This window comes from Lancefieldella parvula DSM 20469, from assembly GCF_000024225.1.
GTDB classification, from domain to species: domain Bacteria; phylum Actinomycetota; class Coriobacteriia; order Coriobacteriales; family Atopobiaceae; genus Lancefieldella; species Lancefieldella parvula.
This window is the reverse complement of sequence record NC_013203.1, coordinates 988,216-1,008,576: the sequence shown is the minus strand read 5'-3', so window position 1 is coordinate 1,008,576 and position 20,361 is coordinate 988,216. Positions and strand designations below refer to the sequence as shown.

The window sequence follows — 20,361 nt, the reverse complement described above, 5'->3', positions numbered from 1 at the left end:
CTTTTAGCGAAGAGTTGCAAGAGAGCCCATTGGGTCCCATGGTTCGAGGACAGTTGCTTCTTCGGTCTCAAATATCTTGAGCTGCTCAGGGGTGAGGTACTTCTTGTCAACAACAATCTGGTAGACGTACTCGTCAAACCAAGGGTCAGAGATGGTATCAAAGCCATCGCGACCGTGGTCTTTACCCCAGCTGTTCTCAACCTTCCAGAGGGTTGTGTTGCCAAGAGTGTCAAAGTTAACGCCCTCAAGAACCATAGCGTGAGTCATGAGAGACTCGCCGTAGTCAAGACGCTCGGCGCGATTAAGAGCTCCCTCAACAGGGAAACCAAAGAGGCCATCAACGTCAAGCGCACGAGTGTCCATAATGCCTTCTTCACGAAGGTAAGACTGAGCAACATCGCAGCCAAACCAGACAGGTAAGTTGTCTTTGAGTTGAGCTACTGCAAGGCGCTTGAGCTCAGGGATCTCAAGGTTGAGGTAGCGAACACCGCCGCCCTCAACAACGTTGCCCAAACGGGAAACAGTGTAGGTGTGGTTGAAAGGCTTGTCGGCGGTAGGGGCAGAGATGATTGAAATGTAATCATCAAGATTCATGTCAACAGTCTCAGCGAAGAACTCCTGAGGAGTAAAGGTGCCAGAAAGAACAAGGTTGTCGTCCTTATCGCGCAGGCGTGCCTCAAAAGATACTGGAGGCTGACCTAGGCAGGTTACTAGTAAGGTGTAGACGTCCTCCATCATCTCTTTCTTCATCTCACGCAGAGATTCAAGGGACTCGCCAGCCGCCGCAGTCTCACGAAGACGCTTTGCAGCACTACGAAGGTAACGTGTGAGGTATGTGTCCATTTCATGTGTATTGCTGGAGCATTCTGTCTCTGGCATAGCGCTCTTTGGTACAACGCCGTACTTCTTAACAAGGCTCTTAAACATATCCCACTGGCCACCATCGCCGATTGGATCAGTAAGCAGGAAGGATACAAGACGACCATTCAGAGGCTCATTAAGAGTATCTAAAATGTTCTCAAGGAACCAATTGGACTTCTCCATTTTGTCCCAGAACAGAGGATATGCCTGAGAAAGCTCAAAAGTAGACAGGTTGTATTTTTTGATGATGCGATATCTAAAGGTATTGAGTGAAGCAAACATCCAACAACGGCCAGAGCGCTTCTGATTAGTACGGTCGCCCTGTTTTACCTCAACATCAAAGGTAAGAGGATTGAGGGCAACGCCTTCTGGTACACGGGCTGCTTTTCTAACACCCGCGCTTGTAGCAGCATTCTTAGCTACTGTGTGAGCGCGGTCAGACTCAAAGTTCTTCTGAGCTGCCGCAATGTCGTCGAAGGAAATGCTCTTCATCTGATCCATGTAATCTCCTTAACTGGAATAGGTAATACAAAAACTATATTCCCAATTAAGGAGTCCCTAGTCTAAGAGTTACCAGTTTGAAACTTTTATTTTTTATAAGTTTTTAATGGGACGATTTTTGCGAATTAAGAGAGATTTTGTGACGTCTTTAAATTAGCGAGAAAATATTTTCATTCAATTTACCAGTGGTAATAGAAGAATCGGCACATAGAACATATGTTTGTATTGGTAGTTATTGTCTGGCGAATCGGCTACACTATACAAAGAAATTACGAACCCTTGGTACAAGAACAAATTTGAAGCACAAAGAGAAGAGCGTAGAAAAAAGATGGCATTTGTTCACCTCCATAACCACTCAGATTTTTCCATTCTTGATGGAGCTAGCCGTGTTCCAGATATGGTTAGTAAAGCTGTAGAGTTTGGTATGCCAGCACTTGCTCTTACTGATCATGGGTATCTCTTTGGTATTCCAGATTTTGACCTTGCGTGCCGTAAATACAATGAGGCACTTAAAGATTTTGGCCAGTGGTGTCATGATGTGGAATGTTTTGAAAAGGGCTGGGACTTAGAAGAGCCTCCTGCAGACGCTCCAGATGCTCAAGAGCACGATAGAGTCCATGCTCAGTGGGCTTCTGACGTTCAAATTTGGAATCAAACGCATAATATTGAGGCGGTAAAAGCCAACAAGCCTTCTCCGCTTATCAAACCAATTTTTGGTTGTGAGGCTTATTTCATTCTTGATGATTGTATTGAGAAGGGTACTAAGCAGGTACGTTATCATCTTATTCTGCTTGCTAAAAATGAGACCGGCTATGTCAACTTGATGAAGATGATGTCAGAGGCTGGCTCAAAAGAGATGTTCTATTACAAGCCACGTACTACACTTGAGATGCTTAAGCGTTATCACGAGGGTATTATCTGCACTTCAGCCTGTGTTTCTGGCATTATTCCTCGTATGCTGTTTGAAGGCCGTCCAGAAGAAGCAGAACGCTGGGCAAAAATCTATCAAGATATCTTTGGCGATGATTTTTATCTAGAGATTCAAGATCATGGTTTATCTGATCCGAGTTGGGGTGGATATACCGATAGAACTCTTGCTGAGCGTATTGTAAAAATGGGTCATGATCTTGGTATTAAGGTAGTTGCTACCAACGATAATCACTATCTCACTAAAGAAGACGCAAGCGTTCAAGACATTGCTTCCTGCATTGGTTCGGGCGCTCGTGTTGATGATGAGAACCGTAAGCGTATGACAGGTAGTGAGTTCTATCTTAAGAGTGAGCAAGAAATGCGCCAGATTTTCTCGTGGTGTCCTGAAGCTATCGAGAATACCATTGAGGTTGCAAATAAGTGCAACTATGAGCTGGACTGGACTCATATGTACCTGCCAAAGTTCCCAGACTTGGCAGAAGGAGAGACCTCAGAAGAGCGTTTTAGAAAAGAGTGCGAGCTTGGTCTTGCAAGGCGTTATGGCGATGATTGGCAAAATGTTGTCATCAACGAAATTAACGTTAAAGATCGTTTTGAGTATGAATATGACATTATCTGCAAAAAAGGTTTTGCTGATTACTTCTTGATTGTTCAGGAATATGTTCGCTGGGCAAAAGAGAATGGCATTGGTGTAGGCCCTGGTCGTGGATCTGCAGCAGGCGCTATCGTTGCATACGCTATGGATATTACCTCGTTTGATCCTCTTGAGAATGGCCTTATGTTTGAGAGGTTTTTGTCTCCACAGCGTTCAGAGATGCCAGATATTGATATGGACTTCGACGATGAGCGTCGTCTTGAGGTTGTTGAGCATGTCCGTCAGATTTATGGATCTGAGCGTGTTTCTCACGTTATTACGTACTCAACCATTAAGGCTAAACAGGCAATAAACGATGCTTGTCGTGTTTTAGGTTATCCCGTTTACATGGGTCAGCGTCTGTCTAAAATGATTCCTGGTGACCCTAATGCTCACCTTAAGTTTGTTCTTCATAAGGCTCAAGAAGGTCAAAAAGGCGCCGATCAGTATTCTGCTGACTTTGAAGAGGCCTACGAGAATGACCCTGATGCTAGAAGAATTATTGATGCTGCTCTATCTATTGAAGGCTTGCATCGTGGTGAAGGTGTACATGCCTGTGCAGTTTTGATTGCCCCAACACCTGTTAATGATCACGTTCCCACCAAGGTTGATACTAAGGGCGGCGTAGAGATTACGCAGTACGAGGGTCACTCTGTCGCAGACATGGGTCTTCTTAAGATGGACTTCTTGGGACTTAGAACCTTAACGGTTATTTCTCGCGCAATTAAAAACGTGAAGGATAGCTACGGTATTGATATCGATGTAGATAGCATTCCATTTACAGATCCAGAGATTTACAGACTTCTGAGAGAAGGACGAACTGCTGGTGTTTTCCAGGTTGAGTCTGCAGGTATGACAGCAACCATTAAGGGTATGAGACCAACAGAATATAAGCACATCGTCGCACTTATCGCTTTGTATCGTCCTGGTCCTCTTAACGCAGGTATGGTTACCAGCTATATCAATCGTATGAACGGTAGAGAAGAAGTCAAAGATTACGATCCACGTCTTCATGACATCTTGGAAGAAACCTATGGAACCATGGTCTACCAAGAGCAGGTTATGCAGATTTCCATGAAAATGTCTGGTTTTACCGCGGGCGAGTCTGACAAGGTTAGAAAAGCAGTAGCAAAAAAGAAGATCAAACTCATGCAGGAAGTTGTTCAGCACTGGGATGACGGTACTGATGAGACCATGGAGGCTCACTGGAAAAACGGTGCAGTTCGTAATGGATTTGATCGTTCTGTTGCAGAAAGCATCTGGGACGATGTTCTTGAATTTGCATCTTATGCGTTTAACAAGTCTCACTCTGCTGGTTATGCAATTCTTGTTATGCAGACCGCATGGATTAAGGCGCATTATCCACACGAGTTCATGGCAGCAGTTCTTACCTCATATATGGGCAAGACGGATAAGATTGTTCACTACGTAAGTGCTTGTCGTCATGAGGGAATCAAGATTCTTCCACCAGATATTAACGAGTCAGGTAAAGACTTTACGGCTACTAAAGAAGGTATTCGTTTTGGCTTTGCAGGAATCCGTGGTGTAGGTGCTGGTGTTGGCGAAGCTATTATGCTTGAGCGTCAAAAGGGTGGTCCTTTTGCTAACATCCACGATTTTGTTGATCGCATGGATGCAAGTCAGGCAAAGCGTAACGTTGTTGAAGCTCTTATCAAGGCAGGAGCTTTTGATTCTACAGGCTATACCCGTATGCAGATGATGAGTTTTGTGGATAAGAATAATCCTCAAAATATTATCGATGCCGCTACTAAGCGCCAAAAAGATAAGGCTGTTGGTCAGTTCTCAATGTTTGACATGTTCGCAGAAGTAGAAGGTTCTGGTTTTAGTGATATCGTTCCAGAGCCAGATGGTGTTGAGTGGGATAGACGATTCAAGCTTACAAAAGAGTATGAAGTCTTAGGTATTTACGTCTCCGATCATCCACTTCGTCCGTATGAGTATGCCCTTGCTAAGAGCAGGGATTATGCTCTTGCAGAAATTGAAGAAAACGTAGAGGTGCAGCTTCCTAATGGTGCTATGTCTCAGCAGTTCAAAGTTCCAGAGGGTAAACCTATTCGCTTTGCTGGCATGGTTACTAATGTTATGAAGCGTACTACTAAAAACGGCGATCCAATGGCAATTGTTACGCTTGAAGATATGGAGGGTAGTGTCACTATTGTCATGTTCCCTAAGCTTTACAAGAAGGCTGCAAGACTTCTGGCTGGTGATGTTGACCCAGAGACCGGCGAGAGCCAAAGCGATATCTTTATTTCTGTTCTTGGAAAGCTGGAGCGTTCTGATAGAGGTGATCAGGTTATTGCTCAGGAGGTTAGTCCTATTGAGCTTAACAGTGCCAATAACACGCCAAAGACGCTTGTCATCCATATGCCTGCTTCTCAGCTTGAAAGACAGGTTATCGAAACACTTGGACAGATTTTCTCGCGTTATCCCGGAATGGACTGTATTGAAATTAGGGTGGAAACGGATAGGGGTGATGTCATGCGTATGGAAATTCCTACCAGAATTGATGGACGTAGCATGGTCCTTTTGACAGAGCTCAAAGATCTTATCGGCCAAAGCGGATATGCACAGATTGTTTAGATTTTGTCGATTCTGTATTTGTACAGTACGATTAAATAATAACTGTTACTATTTATTGAGCACTTGCTAAGAAATTCTGACATCTACGGATGTCGTGAGAGGAGAAAAAATGATTGACGCAAAGTTTTATCGTAACAAGGAGACAGGCGCTGTTGTTTACGGTGTCGTAGGCAATGCAGAGGCAGCAGATTTTGAGCTTCTCCAGGCTGGCGTTACTGACGGTGCAGCTGAGAAGCATGTTCCGTTTGTTACTCGTGAAGGCAACACCGTTACCGTTCGTATTGGCGAGGTTGCTCACCCAATGCTCGAAGAGCACTACATTGAGTTCATCGCTCTTGTTTCTGAGAACGGCGCTCAGTTTGCACAACTTAAGCCTGGTCAGGAGCCAGTTGCTACCTTCACTCTTGAAGAAGGCGTTGAGGCTGAGGCTTATGAGTACTGCAATCTTCATGGTCTTTGGAAGGCTTCCCTCTAAGTCTACGTGCCCAGCAATAAGTAATAGCTTATTAGTGTCAAATGGAGCTGCTATTTGCAGCTCCATTTTTATTACTACACCTATTTATTTTTGGGTAAAAACAAACTAAGTATTTCGTGATAGGAATGGTATGCGCATAGCAGTTGCACAAATGAATACTCGGGCTGGAGACTTTGAATTTACCGCTCAAACCATGCTGGAATATGCTCAGCGGGCCCAACAGCAGGGTGCTGAGCTAGTCATCTATCCTGCGCCAACTCTTACAGGACTGTTAAGCGTACCAGAGGCTGATACGGACGGTCTCTTTGCAGACCTTTCTGAGACTATTAACTTTCTTTCAGAAAAACTTCCTATTGCAGCTCTTATTCCTGTTGTAACAGAGTTTGATGGAAACGCGGCTAGCGAGGTCTTTCTTGTCAGAAACGGTGCTGTAACCCCACTTAAACTAACTGCTCAGATAGCGCATATGAGCGCTCTTGCTCGCTCTGCTAGTTCTTCGCAAGATTCTAACGAGGATACTGTTGAGCTTGCAAAGTTTGAAGCAGGCGGCCTTACGTTTGGCATTGCTTTTACCTACGAAGATCTTGACGCATGGCAAGATGTCGATGACTCGTTAGATGCTGTTATTTATCTGCCATTTTTTGGTTTTGCTGTTGATGATTCATCATCTGCTATGGGTATGGCTGTGGCAGAAAGCCGTTATCTAGGGGATGTTGAAGAATTTGATAGTTGGCTTATTGCTGCAAACGCTGTTGGTGCCTATGGCAACCAGGTGTTTTGTGGTTCAAGTTTCTTCTTGTCACCCTCGGGAGATTTGGTCAAACAGGCGGCATCATTCTCAGAAGATATGGTTGTCTGCGACGTTGACCAAGATACCATCGAAAACTTTGATAGAGAAGATACCGCAGGTGTTTATAACAGTGCACTTACTACCTGGGGCGTATTGGCTACAGGCGTACGAGATTACACAGTAAAGTCTGGCTTTGATGGCGTATTTATTGCGGTTGATGGCTCGCTTAATTCTCTGGTTACCGTTGCTCTTGCCTCGGACGCCTTAGGTCCCATGCGTGTACATGTACTGTTGCTTCCAAACAAAAATTCAAGAGCAACAAGCGCTGCGGAGCTGCTTGCTGCTAGACTTCGAGTTAATAAGGTTGCCGTGGACAGCACGGTTTTCTCGACATTGACCGATACAAAATTGGTTAGTGCATATGGCTATACTTATGCTGACCAGCACAATTACTTAACGCTTGAGACTGCCGATAAAACCATTCTTGCACTTAAGGGAACAGAGATTTCCAGTGCACACTCCTTGTGGCCACTGGGAGATATGTACCATGCAGACATTGTTGACCTAGCAAGAGTGAGAAATACTTTCTCACCAGCTATTGACCATGCAGTTCTCGAGAATATCTCTGAGGTTGTAACTGATGGATTAGAGAATGCAGCATCAACCTCTCAAGAGCGAATTGAGTTTGTTGACTACGTGCTCACTAGCTATCTTGAGTGGAATAAGAGCATTTCTGCAATTGTGGAGGAAATGGGAAAGGTTGACGAGGTCAAAGCAATTATTTCTATGCTACATGCGCACCAAAAAGATCGCAGAAATACTACTGAAGTTCTGGAGATGTCTTCAAAGAGTCTCATGAATGCTCAAATTCCACATGTATCTGTCTGGCAAGACAGGATTAGAGATACAAAAGCTTCAGAATCTAAGCTGGTAGAATCGCTGCGAAATTCTTTGCGAGAAATTCAAGGGACTTCTATACGTCTATCTGAGTTGTCAGTTGACCCGACGGAGGCTCGGGAAGGCTTTAAGGATATGCTTGAGCTTTTAAAAGAGCTTGCACAAGAAACTGACACACAAATTGGCATAGTCGATCCAAAAATGTGGAGAGGTCCCTTCTCAGAAAATTAGTTGCATCATTAGTAAAGACTCTGTGATAATATAGAACGAACGTTCTATATTAGGAGGTGCAATGGTAATTCTTGGAATAGACCCTGGTCTTGCTCACACTGGATGGGGAATTGTAGAGACAAGGGGTTCTGAATGCCGTGCACGTGCCTATGGATGCATTACTACAACTGCAGATGAGCCAATAGATATGCGCTTGGGAAGAATTTATAACCAAATCATTGATGTTATAGATAAGTTTTCGCCCGAGGCTCTTTCTATTGAGAGCATTTACTTTGGACAGAACGTTAAATCAGCTATTCCTACTGCACATGCTCGTGGGGCTGCTATTGTTGCTTGTTCTAAAGCAGGTCTAACGGTTGGAGAATATACTCCAATGCAGATAAAACAAGCAGTTGTTGGCACAGGAGCTGCTGATAAACAACAGGTTATGTATATGGTCCAAAATATATTGTGCTTGGACCATCAACCTCATCCAGACCATGCAGCAGATGCTTTAGCCGCTGCGGTCTGTCACGCTAATCTTGTAAGAACTACCTCGCTTGGAAAGGGAAGAATACAACTATGATTGTCCAGCTTACGGGCACACTTGTATCCGTTACTCCTTCAGTCGCTGTTCTCGATGTTAATGGTGTTGGGTATGAGCTAGGTATATCAGCCTCAACAGCTGCTGCGCTTCCACAAGCGGGCGAGGCGGGCGTTACGGTTTTAACGCGTATGGTTGTTAGAGAAGACTCAATGGAACTCTTTGGTTTTGCTTCGCGAGAAGAGCGTGCACTCTTTGATCGCTTACGTGCAATTTCTGGAGTTGGTCCTAAACTAGCTCTTTCTGTTCTTTCTACGTTTACTCCGCAGCAGCTTGCAGTAATTGTGGCTACTAACGATGGTAATCGCCTTAAGAGTGTCTCTGGTCTTGGTAAGAAAAAAGCAGAACGCTTGATTATTGAACTATCTGATGTGTTTGCAAAAGATACAGAGCTTAAACAGCTTGTTGGACTTACCTCTCCTACAGATTTTGCTTCTATTCCAAAACCTACTGTAACTTCAGTAGAATCAGAGGCTATTGAGGCTCTCCTTGGAATGGGCTTTACTTCTCAGGAGGCAACGCTTGCTCTTGAGGGTTATGAAGAGGTTGGTGCTATTACAATTGAAGCTGCTATTGGATATGCATTAAGGCGTTTGGGAAGTGGTAATTAATGTGGGAAGCAGATGCAGATAATCTTTTTGAGTCATCGTCTACTCCAGCTCCATTTCCAGGACACACTTCTCAGCGCGTAGTTTCTAGTGGGCTTCAGGCGGAAGATCTTGAACAAGATAGAAACTTACGTCCAAAAACACTTGATGAGTATCTTGGTCAGGAGCGCGTTAAATCCAATCTGCGCGTTCTGATTGAAGCGGCAAAAAGTCGTAATGAACCTCTTGATCATGTTATTTTTTCTGGTCCTCCAGGCCTTGGTAAAACAACCCTTGCTGGCGTTTTAGCAGGAGAGATGGGTTCAAAGCTTCATACAACTTCTGGTCCTGCAATTGAGCGAGCAGGAGATTTAGCGGCAATTCTCACTAATCTTGAAGAAGGAGATATCCTCTTTGTAGATGAGATTCATAGGCTTAATCATCAGGTTGAAGAAATTCTGTATCCAGCAATGGAAGATTTTTTCTTAGACATTGTTATTGGCAAAGGTCCTGCAGCAAGGTCCATTAGACTTGATATCCCGCGCTTCACACTCGTAGCAGCAACAACAAGAACAGGACTTCTAACTGGTCCTTTGCGTGATCGTTTTGGTATCTCATATCGTCTTGATTACTACACTGTCTCTGAGCTTCAAACTATTGTTATGCGCTCAGCAAATATTCTTGATGTTGAAGTAGATGAGCAGGGAGCTGCTGAAATTGCTTCTCGATCAAGAGGTACACCGCGTTTGGCAAATCGTTTATTAAAACGTGTGCGAGATTACGCACAAGTTAAAGCTGAAGGTACTATTACCTGGCAGGTAGCCTCAGAGGCACTTTCATTTTTTGAGATTGATGAGCTTGGCTTAGATGTAATGGATGTACGTGTTTTGCGTGCACTTTGCGAGACATTTAGAGGTCGTCCAGTGGGACTAACAACCATTGCAAGTGCAGTTTCAGAGGATCCTTCTACACTTGAAGATGTTTACGAACCATACCTCTTACAACAAGGGCTTATTATTAGAACTCCTCAGGGTAGACAGGCAACGCATGCTGCATTTGATCACTTACGTATTCCTGTTCCTGCTAACTAGTAGATTGGAATAAAATGCTTCAACGAGATTACATTTTGGAAGTAATCGATGACTTTACTTTGACTGTTACAGCGGGATTGGGGAATGCTCTAGAGACCCAAACTGAAGAGTCGCTTGATGGGGTAGAGGCAGCTGTTGCAGAGCTCATTGATTTGAGCCCAGAGACCGCCCTTGCTCTTTCCCCAGATTCTCTTGTAACTATGATGTTGCTTTCAGGTGTAGCCGATTCAGTTGCAGAATATGTAGTGTATGCACTTGACAGGCTGTCTCATGTTTATGAGCAGCTAGGGGATGAGGATAAAGCTGGTCTTAGAAGACAGCAAGCAGTAGCTGTTGCGCAGTCCTTCTCGGTAGATCAAAACGCTACCCCAAAGCAATTTAAGGATTTTGAAGAAAAATATTTTGCGTAATCATACTTTATAAGGTGATAAATAAACCCCAACTCATTGCGAACTGGGGTTTATTGCTATATATAAATGTAACTATTTAGGTTACCAGATAACAATCTTGGTTCCATAAGGGATGTTGTCATATACCCACTTAGCATTTTCTGTTGCAAGACGAACACAACCATGAGAACCGTTGTAGCCCAGTCTACCATCACGGACGGTATAACCATCTGCATGATAGAGGATGGAGTGAATAAGATACTCTCCAGAAATGGTTGTGTAGTACCAGCATCTATAACCAGAGCCAAAGTAGAGACCTTTGTGACCTGCAGTAAATTGACCATGTGGAGTCCACATTCCTGGCGCTCCTGTGGTGCATCGCCATTCGTACCAAACAACCCAGTTACCGTGTGAACCTTTGTATACTGCAAAGCGATTTCCGGTAGTATCTATTTGGATAAGCCAGTTGGTAGCACTGTAGTAGTTCTGAGCATAACGATACATATCCGGGTAGTAGCAAGGCTGCTCCTTCATAGCGCCATCTGCACCGGCCCAATAGAGTTTGCTGCCCCATGTGGTGTAGCCAGTTACCATGGTTCCGTTGGAATCAAGATAATAGTCCTTGCCATCATCTTTAATCCAGCCAGTTCTCATTTTGCCGTCGGCTCCTAGGTAATACCAGCCACTTCTGAGATGAATCCAACCAGTCTGTTTCTCACCGTTTGTGTTGAAGTAATACCAAGTTCCCTGAATATTGAACCAATCTGAGGCAGCTGAACCATCATTGAGATAGTAATAGTCCTTGCCGTTTTCTTTCACCCAACCAGTTTTTACTTTGTGGTCTGAGCCAATATGAAGAGTAAGTCCTGGAAGTTTCACGGTACCTGTGGGCTGAGTACCGTTATCTGCAGTAAAGATATTGTCAGGAGAAAGATACCCCGTAAGTACTCCATCTGGACCTGCCCAACGCTTTATACCATCGGGACGGGTAATCCATTGGTTACGAGCAAGACCATAGCCCTCATCAAAGTAGTAGGACTTACCTTCAATTTTTTGTTCTCCAAGTAGTGCTGGATGATATGGATTAGAAGGATCAAAGTACCAGGTCTTGCCATTTGGAGTGTTGAACCAGCTAGATACAAATGCACCAGACCAGTCTGCCCACGCCCAGTTTCCGTCAGGAAGTCGTACCCAGTCGTGAGAGGTCATACCTTTATTTTCATCAACGTAGTAGGTACCACTTGAGATTTGGAAAGCACCAGTTTTTAAGCGACAGTATTCATCTTCTGGATCAAAGTAGAACCATCTACCGTCAATTTTTTTCCATTCAGGTTGAAAGGCGCCATATGTATCTACCCAAGACCATGTGCCGTCACTGTGATGAACCCAGCTATTCCTAAGAAGACCATAGCCCTCATCAAAGTAGTAGGACTTACCGTCAATTTTTTGTTCTCCAAGTAGTGCTGGATGGTATGGATTAGAAGGATCAAAGTACCAGGTCTTGCCATTTGGAGTGTTATACCAACCAGAAGCAAAAGCACCACTAGACTGAGTCCATGTCCAGTTACCATCTGGAAGATGTACCCAATTATTGGAAGTCATACCAAGAGACTCATCAACGTAGTAGGTGCCACTTGAGAATTGGAAAGCACCAGTCAGCATGCGATGAAGAGGGTCTTCTGTATCAAAGTAAAACCATTTACCGTTGATGTATTTCCAATCAGAGTGTAGTGAGCCGTCTGAATCAGCCCAAGACCAAGAGCCATCTGCTCGATGTACCCAGCCATTTCTAAGGAGGCCATAACCCTCATCAAAGTAGTAAGATTTGCCGTTAATTTCAGTATCACCAATAATTGCTGGATGATGTGGGTCAGAAGGATCAAAGTACCAAGTCTTGCCATTTGGAGTGGTATACCAACCCTTAACTGCAGAGCCCGTTGCATCTACATAGTGCCATCCCTGGTCATCTTTAATCCATTGACTTGTAGAAAGAGTTCCATCTTCAGCGTAATAATGGGATTGACCATTTTCTATCTTCCAGCCCGTAATTTTAGGTGCTTCTTTAGCAATGTCAGGAGTTTTAGTGGGATTTTCTGGTTCTGTAGGATCTTCTGTTTTTGCAGGATCTTCTGTTTTTGCAGGAGTTTCTGGTTCGACAGGAGTTTTAGTTTCATCGATGTCATTGGATTCTGTAGGAGAAGTCGAAGCATCAGTTACATTATTACCCTGATTATCTGATGTGGTAATTGGAGTAACGGGGTCTGCTGAAGTAGAATTTTCTGCAAGAACAGGTGTTATCTGTAGACTATATAATAAAGCAATACTTAAAGAAGCAGTGACAATGAGCTTGCGTTTGGAAGGCTTACAAGAGAAGTATGTTTTATTTTTCATTGCATATCCTTTTTGATAGGAATGTCTATTAATGTAAATAATAGTTTGATGTGTCAGTTATTGCTGCTGGAAATTATTCACATATAAATTCTCTATCATTTAAAAAATGTTTGGCCAATTAAAGGGATTTATTCAGTTACAAAAAATTTTAAAATTATGAGGAAGCATTCAATGTGCCTGTGCTTTTACCGGTAGATGGTGTAAAAATCTCCATGAGTGGTTTCTCGTCACATAAGTTGTTGATTAAGGTTATTATATTTCATGTGGCTAAACGTCACGGTATCGCGCTCCACAGGCGCAGTTTTGCCCTGCGGGGCTAAGAAAGAAAGGCACGAAATGGCTCAGGGTACTGTAAAGTGGTTTAATCCAGACAAGGGTTACGGCTTCATCTCTCGTGAGGATGGCGACGATTTGTTCGTACACTTCTCCGAGATTCAGATGGACGGTTTCAAGACTCTCGACGAGGGTCAGCCTGTCGAGTTTGAGATTACCACCGGACAGAACGGTAAGCTCCAGGCTTCTAGCGTCCACAAGATCTAGTACTTGCGAACACTACCATCAAAAGGAGACCTTCGGGTCTCCTTTTTTATTACAGTGCAATTTTTTACAGCGGTGTTATCCAGGAACTTTAATACCAGTGTTTGATGGTGAAGTCAGCAAGCTTAGAGAGTTTCTCGATATCTTGATGTTCATCATCACAATTAACAGCACAGGTAATAAGGTCAATAGAGTTACCTGTTTGAATGGCTAGCGGAATGTCTTCAAACAGAAGTGTTTTCTTGGCTTTAGCCTTAAGACGCGCAAGAGCTTCTAAATATAAATACGGTTCATCTTTTGCAGATCCGACATCAGCAGCAAATACCTGAGTATCAAATAGAGTAGATAGATGCAAGCGAGGTTCAAGGAGAGCAAGAAGCTCTGGTTCGTTAACGGTTGCCAATGCTGTGGAAATGTGCCTCTCTTTTAGCTGGTTAATAAATTCAACAACACCAGGACGGAGCTGTACTGAGTTTATAAAAAAACTTTTACCTAGTTCTTTCCACTCTGTAATAATTTTTTTCGGATCCTCATTTAATTTATACGTAGAAATTGCCCACTCAGCACCTTTTTCAAATCCAAGAGGAGAGAGAATCTTGCCAATTTCAGGAGTGTAAGGGATTCCTCGTGACTCAAAAAACTCTTGATCAACAAGCTTCCAAATATGGTGTGTATGAGCAATAGTGCCATCAAAATCAAAAATTACTGCTTCAATATTTGTTGCAAGAATATTTTCAAGTGTCGAGAAAATCACAGAGTTCCAATCGAGTTACGGCGAGCTTGTGTTTTTTGTTGTTGACATGCCAGTCTAGTGTAGACTTTTAACAAGCATAAAGAGGAGTAAACCCCATACTTTTCGGAGGACCGCATGAATCGCAGCTTATTTAGTACTCGCGGTAAATTGTTTGCTGTTTTGCTTTTTGTTGTCGCAGCATTATTTGTAACAACAGTTCAAAACGTATATGCAACTACCTATACAACTATGGATGCCCAAGGCAACATAGTTCAGAGCCAATCTCTAAGTGATGCTGTTGCACTTTCTCGTGCAACAGGAAGACCAATCGCATTGGATCCTGGTCACAGTGATGGAACAGATGGTCGAGATCCAGGTGCAATGTATTACGGTTTAAAAGAAGGTGATATTGCCTGGGCTACGGCCATGTATGTCAAGAAATATCTTGGGCAATGGGGGGTCCCTGTTGTAGTTGTTCGTGGGGAGCATGAAGACCCTTCGCTCAAAACACGTGTACAGCGCGCCGTTGATCATAATGCCTGTGCCATTATTTCTTTGCATTACAACGCAGGTCCTGCATCAGCAACAGGCTCTGAGGTTTTAGTTCCTCATGACGTTAGTTATAACCACGATCTTTATGTTGCTGGGCAGGCTCTTGCCGGTAAGGTTAATTATTACTTAAGAAATAAAGCGGGCATTGTCACCCGAGGTGATGGTGCTACTGAGCGCGGCTATAACGATAAATATGGAACAGACTATTACGAGAATGGCGATGAGTCCGATTACTACGGTATTGTTCGTTATGCTCGTCAAAAAGGAATTCTTGGTGTAGTTATTGAGCACCAGTTCATTTCTAATCCCGCTCATGCTGCTGAGTTTAAAGATCTTGGCGATAACTCAAAAGTTGACTATATTGGCTGGGCTGACGCCTGGGCAATTTGGGAGATGTATCACTCCGATACCTGGTGGAATATGAGGGGCATTTCCGCTGTTCAACAGGGTAACAAAGTGACGGTTAAACCTGTCTTGACTGGCGTTGTTACGGGTGCAACATTTACCTTTGGCTATACAGCTCCAGATGGTTCTTGGACAACTGTTGCGTATAAGACTACTGATACATCTATTTCTTTTGTTCCTCCTATGACTGGTCGATACGTTTTGTATCTCAAGGCCATTTCGTCTGATGGACAGGAAATTACACGTCAGATGAATTTTGAAGCAACCGAAGGTGCAGTCACCGGTTGGAAGCAAGTTGCTAACGGATGGATGTATACCGATGATAATGGCTTTAGGTATGTAAATCGTTGGCTTAACGATGCTGATGGTTGGCATTACTTTGGCGCCCAAGGAATTGCAACTTCTGGTTGGATTACTACTGCCGACGGTAAGACGTTCTATGCTGATCCATCATCTACTCATAATGCTGTGAAGCTTGGCCAATTTACGGTACAAAATAGAGATTATTATGCCGATACCACTGCTGGAGTCATTAAAGATGGCTGGGTAAATTATGGTGACGGAAATTGGTCGTGGGCTAACTCAGATGGTTCACTCTACGCTGGTTGGAAGCTTCTTCCAAACGGTAAGTGGTTCTATTTTGATGCCAACAACAAATATCACGCAAGCTTTGGTCTTATGTTTGATGGGGATCAGAAGTATTACGTTGACCGTGATCGTGGCTTGCTTTATGGCGGTTGGATTAGACTCGCCGATAACAATTGGGTATGGGCTAATACAGATGGTTCGCTCTATGCTGGTTGGAAGCTTCTTCCAAACGGTAAGTGGTTCTACTTTGATGAAAGCGCAGAATATCCTCTTCTAAAGACAGGTGTCTTCACTATTTCTAGTGGTTCGTATTATGTTGATGCAAATAAGGGAATGACTTCTAATGATTGGGTCCAGTTACCAAATAACGGCTGGGCTTGGGCTCAATCAAGTGGTGCTTTAGCTTCTGGTTGGTTCAATACTCCAAATGGCAAGACCTGGTACTTTGATCCAACTACTCATGAGCATGCTGTACTCATTGGTCTTCAGGTAATTAACGGTTCGTACTATTACTTTGATTTGGGCTATGGCCTGCTGCGCAATCAAGACGTCACGCTTCCAGATGGTCGTGTTGTTCACGCAGATGCAAGTGGTGTTCTTAATATCAAACCAACTGATAAAAATAACGATAAAGACGGAAACGTTGACGGCAATAACGGCAAAGAAAATAGTGACGCTGGAAATAACAACACACCAGCTGACGACAATTCTCCAATTGAGCCAACTCGTGGTAATTTCTCTGATCGTACCAGCGTTCTTGGAGCTCCTCTTGTTTCTAAAGAGGACCTTCAAAGGGATTTCAACAAACGCGTAGGTTCTGCTTATCCCGCTATTTATGCAGAGAGGGGCGCAGCAACAGGAGCAGACTTTGTAAATCAACTATGGCAAGCCGCAATTGATGAAGGTGTTCGTCCAGAGCTTCTCTATGCACAGGTCATGATTGAGACGGGTAACCTCCGCTTTGGTGGCGACGTCCTTCCTGAACAGTGCAACTTTGGCGGCCTTGGTGCAACTGGAAACGGTGAGCACGGCAATTCGTTTGACACCGTTCTCAAAGGCCTCCGTGCACAGGCTCTTCATCTTCGTGCTTATGCGGGTTTTGAGCCACTGACGGTTGATCCAAGCAAGGCTAGAGATGTGGACCCTCGTTACGGTGCATGGATTCTTGCCAGGAAAGCTAACATTATTCGTAAGCTTGCTGGTACGTGGGCAACGGATAAGAATTATGCTGTCAAGCTTGTTCGTGTAATGAACGAGCTATAAGTCAAAGCGCTTTTAACAGCGTATATATAAAAGGAGCTTCGAGAAATCGGAGCTCCTTTTTGTTAAGCTAAGCCTCATGAGGTCTTTACGGATCGTACTGTTTATCTATCAGGCTCTCCTTCAATGGAGTTGAGCATGTCAAAGTAGATATCGTCTTTAGTCATAATGCCCAGGTTCATAATGAAGTTCTTAGCAACACTAAAGAGTTCTGCATCAAGTGAGGCACGTGTACCATCTAAGAAAATAGTAGAGACTTCGTTGGTTGGCGCGATAGGAATTTGCTCTTGCATCAGTGTGGAATAGATTTCTTCGTCGCTCATATCGTCACAACTAAACTCAGGCTCAGTTTGCGAGAGAATTGCTGTTTCTGTGCCAATGATGAACGTAGCACCTGGCAAAAACTTCAAGGCAAACTGATAACAAGCTTGTGCGGCTTTCAGGTGTCTGAGCCTCCATTGGAAGAATGCCATACGATAATAGCCAAATCCAATGCTCTCAGGGTCATGTGCAAGCAACAGAAGCCTCTTTAGCTCATCTGCTGCAGCATTAATATCCAGTGACTCTTCAAGGCAGTGGGAGAGGTGTAGCCTAGCACTCATGCTTAGTGGCGCAATCTCAACAGCTCTTCTTGCGTGCCGAAGAGCATTCTGAATTTGTCCTTGGAGCGCTTGTGCAATAGAAACTAGAAGGTGCGCTTCAAAGTAGGACATAGGAGCCAGGCGAGTATTTTTTTCTGGGTTAGAGAGAATTCTGTTATAGAGTACGCGATCGACGTAGTTCATAAACACGCGCCACTGCGTAGTGCTTGTATCCGTGTATGTATTATTTCCGTCAACGGAGTCAAGTGCTTCAAGCAGGAGTAGCTCTGCGTCTTGATAGTTTTTCTCGCCAATGAGACGCTGAGCTTTGGTAACCGCTAAGGAAAGAACACCACCATCAACAAATTCTTCGTAAATGGCCTCAAAATCATCTTCTGCGAGGGTACCCTTAATAAAGCGAGAAACCACGCGTTCTCCTGCTGCTCGCACCGTAAGATCGGTGGAGTTTGCGGTATACGACAATATGGTGCGGACGTTTTCTTCTGTGGAAGAAGAGAGGTTACGCAGAATTTTGGTGATAATCTCTTCTCGCGCTTGACCTTCATCAATAGACAGTCCTGACACCTCATCAGTGCCTAGTGCGTGAGCTGCGACGCTATCAAGTCGTTTTTGTGAAGACTCAACAAAATCGTATCTACTTGGTGGACAGAAAATCTCATTGTTTAAGGTAAAGAGAGGTTGTACTGCATGAAGAATCCCGTCTACCTCGTCAATTCGTGCGTTCCATAGCTTGTAGATAGAAAGTGAATCAGTCTCTTCAGTAATGTTCGTATCTTCAAATTGCTTGCGTGTAATGTGGAACGAGAAAAGACATGCATGCAGTTTGTCTGTGTCGCAAATGCCAGAAAGCCAGACCTCATTGATCTTCAGGGAGCTTCTAAAGGCACTTGCGGTAATGAGCATGCCAAGGTGCATGTTGTAAGCAGTGGCTGCACGACAAAGGTCATCAAAGTTGGCTTCTTTGATGCTTCCATCTGCATAAAGAAAGCTTCTTGGAAATTGTTCAGGAAGCGCTAGATGTACTCTAAAGGCAGCAATGCCCTTGTGTACGTTGGTTCTAAACTCAGTGATAAGACGCTGAGATAGACGCAGGCTCTCAATGTGTAGGGAAATGGCTTTGCGGACAACCCACTCGCCATCTTCTTGAGTGCTTTGGGTTGTGGCGCAGCGCGACCTAGATTGTTTCATCATGGTAGAAACAATCTTTTGTTCAAAGGCAAGTAAGTCATGTTCAGATGCCATATTTGCATCAAGAAAATATCGCTCTGCAAAAAGGGCAGTGTTTAATGCGCTTTCAATAGTAAGAAGCTGAATTTTCTGCTTGTAGGAAAGTGCTTTTTGATTAGCACGCAGATAAAAAAGACCATTGGTGCGCAGACGCACAACACGGCAGGGGACGGTAATGCCACACACTTCAAGGACACCAGCATCTTTTAGTCTTTGAGCTAGATGAAGTTCAAAATCACTTGGCGGAATGGCAACAGAACCACCTTTTCGGTGTGAATCTTTTTCACGCAAAAATGCTGTATTTACAAAATGTTTAAGTACTTCAAGTGGAGAAGTGGATTCCGTAAGAGTAAGAGAAAGCGCTTCAATATTTAGTTTTGTATGCCAACCAGTTTGGTCAATAGAACCAACATGTTGATTATTTTGAGCAGCGTCTAGAGACTCATCAGGCAGAACGTCTTCATTGACGAGAGACGGATAGAGTTTTCCAAGCCTGTTTCTTCCAGGTTGTTTAGCTTCTGGATTATTTTCCTGACGAGTCATCATACACCTCCCAGGTTAGGCATATTGATTCATCTATAGTTAACTATATACCTTTGCTGGTGTATAACATTTCAGCTGTCAATAGTTAATTCGGCGGGCGAGAAGAAAATGTCATTGACTGGTTAGTTTTGCGTCATGAACGGTATACTCACATACGTAGATGATTGGATTAACATGACAGTAATGCAAAACGTAACTGCAACAAACAAATCACTGGTAACTTCTGATGTAGTTTCAGATTTGCAGAATCGCTCGCTTATTATTTTTGACTTCGACGGAACCATGGCAGACACATTGCCCACCATTGTTTCTACGGCAAAGATGGCAATGACTGATTGTGGTCATACAGACTTTATAGAATCAGATCTCAAAAAGCTTGTAGGACCACCCTTTCCTTATGCTTATGAACTGGTTTTTGGTCTGAGCCATGAGGACGCCGTTGCGGTCACTAAGCGTTACCGAGAGCTCTATGTGACTACGGGAAGATGGCCTCTCTTTGAGGGTATGAGGAGCCTCATTGACGATCTTCATGCAGCTGGCAAAAAGGTTGCTGTAGCAAGCTCAAAAAATTTGCCTATGCTTGAGATAGGTCTTAAGGACAACAATCTTATTGGTGTTCTTGATGCTTATGCAGGAAGAATAGATGAGGCTGCAACTGATAAAATCACTGCCATTGCTCACGTCATGCGCCAGCTTGGCTTTGATGCTTCTGAAAGCGTAATGGTAGGGGATCGCTGTTTTGATATGGAAGCTGCATTTCCAAATCAGATTCCGTGTATTGGTGTGTTGTATGGAAAAACCACCAATAGACAGGAGCTTATTGATGCGGGTGCGGTTGCAATTGTAGATACGGTAGAAGATCTACACCACGTTCTTCTCGCTTAAGAATTTGTTATATGTGCACAAAAAACGCCTTGCCACTAAGATGACAAGGCGTTTTGCGTTACATGGAC

General features: G+C 43.8%; 14 protein-coding genes. 10 read left to right on the top strand and 4 right to left on the bottom strand.

The genetic code is table 11. The features are described 5' to 3' along the window. Positions 1-3: 3 nt before the first annotated feature. Entirely contained in the window at positions 4-1,362 is a 1,359-nt protein-coding gene (locus APAR_RS04610; RefSeq protein ID WP_012808985.1) for a C1 family peptidase, read from the bottom strand. A gap of 328 nt (positions 1,363-1,690) precedes the next feature. Between APAR_RS04610 and dnaE the strand changes: the two genes are divergently transcribed. From dnaE to APAR_RS04575, 7 genes are all read left to right on the top strand, one after another. Then, a complete protein-coding gene (gene dnaE / locus APAR_RS04605; RefSeq protein WP_012808984.1) occupies positions 1,691-5,527 on the top strand; it encodes a DNA polymerase III subunit alpha in 3,837 nt (1,278 codons plus the stop codon). A gap of 109 nt (positions 5,528-5,636) precedes the next feature. Beyond that, positions 5,637-6,002 carry a desulfoferrodoxin family protein gene (locus tag APAR_RS04600; RefSeq protein WP_012808983.1) on the top strand — a complete coding sequence of 122 codons (366 nt, stop codon included), beginning with the start codon at positions 5,637-5,639 and terminating at the stop codon, positions 6,000-6,002. A 130-nt stretch (positions 6,003-6,132) separates the two neighbouring features. Continuing rightward, positions 6,133-7,920 carry a nitrilase-related carbon-nitrogen hydrolase gene (locus APAR_RS04595; protein ID WP_012808982.1) on the top strand — a complete coding sequence of 596 codons (1,788 nt, stop codon included), beginning with the start codon at positions 6,133-6,135 and terminating at the stop codon, positions 7,918-7,920. Between the two features lie 61 nt (positions 7,921-7,981). Further along, complete coding sequence (gene ruvC, locus APAR_RS04590) at positions 7,982-8,485, top strand: crossover junction endodeoxyribonuclease RuvC (protein WP_012808981.1); 504 nt, start codon at positions 7,982-7,984, stop codon at positions 8,483-8,485. After that, positions 8,482-9,114: a Holliday junction branch migration protein RuvA gene (gene ruvA, locus APAR_RS04585; protein ID WP_012808980.1), complete on the top strand. Its 633-nt coding sequence runs from the start codon at positions 8,482-8,484 to the stop codon at positions 9,112-9,114. The genes ruvC and ruvA overlap by 4 nt, the downstream gene beginning before the upstream one ends. Continuing rightward, a complete protein-coding gene (ruvB, locus tag APAR_RS04580; protein ID WP_012808979.1) occupies positions 9,114-10,181 on the top strand; it encodes a Holliday junction branch migration DNA helicase RuvB in 1,068 nt (355 codons plus the stop codon). Before ruvA ends, ruvB begins: the two co-directional genes overlap by 1 nt. A gap of 14 nt (positions 10,182-10,195) precedes the next feature. Continuing rightward, on the top strand, positions 10,196-10,591 hold the full coding sequence (locus APAR_RS04575; RefSeq protein ID WP_012808978.1) for a hypothetical protein: 396 nt from the start codon (positions 10,196-10,198) through the stop codon (positions 10,589-10,591). A gap of 81 nt (positions 10,592-10,672) precedes the next feature. Here APAR_RS04575 and APAR_RS04570 read toward each other — a convergent pair whose 3' ends face one another. Then, positions 10,673-12,961, bottom strand: coding sequence for a L,D-transpeptidase family protein (locus APAR_RS04570; RefSeq protein WP_012808977.1), 2,289 nt, complete (start codon positions 12,959-12,961; stop codon positions 10,673-10,675). 336 nt (positions 12,962-13,297) lie between these two features. On the opposite strand from APAR_RS04570, the gene APAR_RS04565 reads away from it, so the two are divergent. Further along, a complete protein-coding gene (locus APAR_RS04565; protein WP_012808976.1) occupies positions 13,298-13,501 on the top strand; it encodes a cold-shock protein in 204 nt (67 codons plus the stop codon). Positions 13,502-13,589: 88 nt separating this feature from the next. Here APAR_RS04565 and APAR_RS04560 read toward each other — a convergent pair whose 3' ends face one another. Then, complete coding sequence (locus APAR_RS04560) at positions 13,590-14,252, bottom strand: HAD family hydrolase (protein ID WP_012808975.1); 663 nt, start codon at positions 14,250-14,252, stop codon at positions 13,590-13,592. A gap of 114 nt (positions 14,253-14,366) precedes the next feature. On the opposite strand from APAR_RS04560, the gene APAR_RS07150 reads away from it, so the two are divergent. Beyond that, positions 14,367-17,039, top strand: a complete 2,673-nt coding sequence (locus tag APAR_RS07150) for an N-acetylmuramoyl-L-alanine amidase (RefSeq protein ID WP_012808974.1) — start codon at positions 14,367-14,369, stop codon at positions 17,037-17,039. Between the two features lie 101 nt (positions 17,040-17,140). Here the strand turns inward: APAR_RS07150 and APAR_RS04550 are convergent, their stop codons facing one another. Further along, positions 17,141-19,411: a tetratricopeptide repeat protein gene (locus APAR_RS04550; protein WP_245526046.1), complete on the bottom strand. Its 2,271-nt coding sequence runs from the start codon at positions 19,409-19,411 to the stop codon at positions 17,141-17,143. Positions 19,412-19,582: 171 nt separating this feature from the next. On the opposite strand from APAR_RS04550, the gene APAR_RS04545 reads away from it, so the two are divergent. Further along, positions 19,583-20,293, top strand: a complete 711-nt coding sequence (locus tag APAR_RS04545; RefSeq protein WP_012808972.1) for an HAD family hydrolase — start codon at positions 19,583-19,585, stop codon at positions 20,291-20,293. Positions 20,294-20,361: the final 68 nt, after the last annotated feature.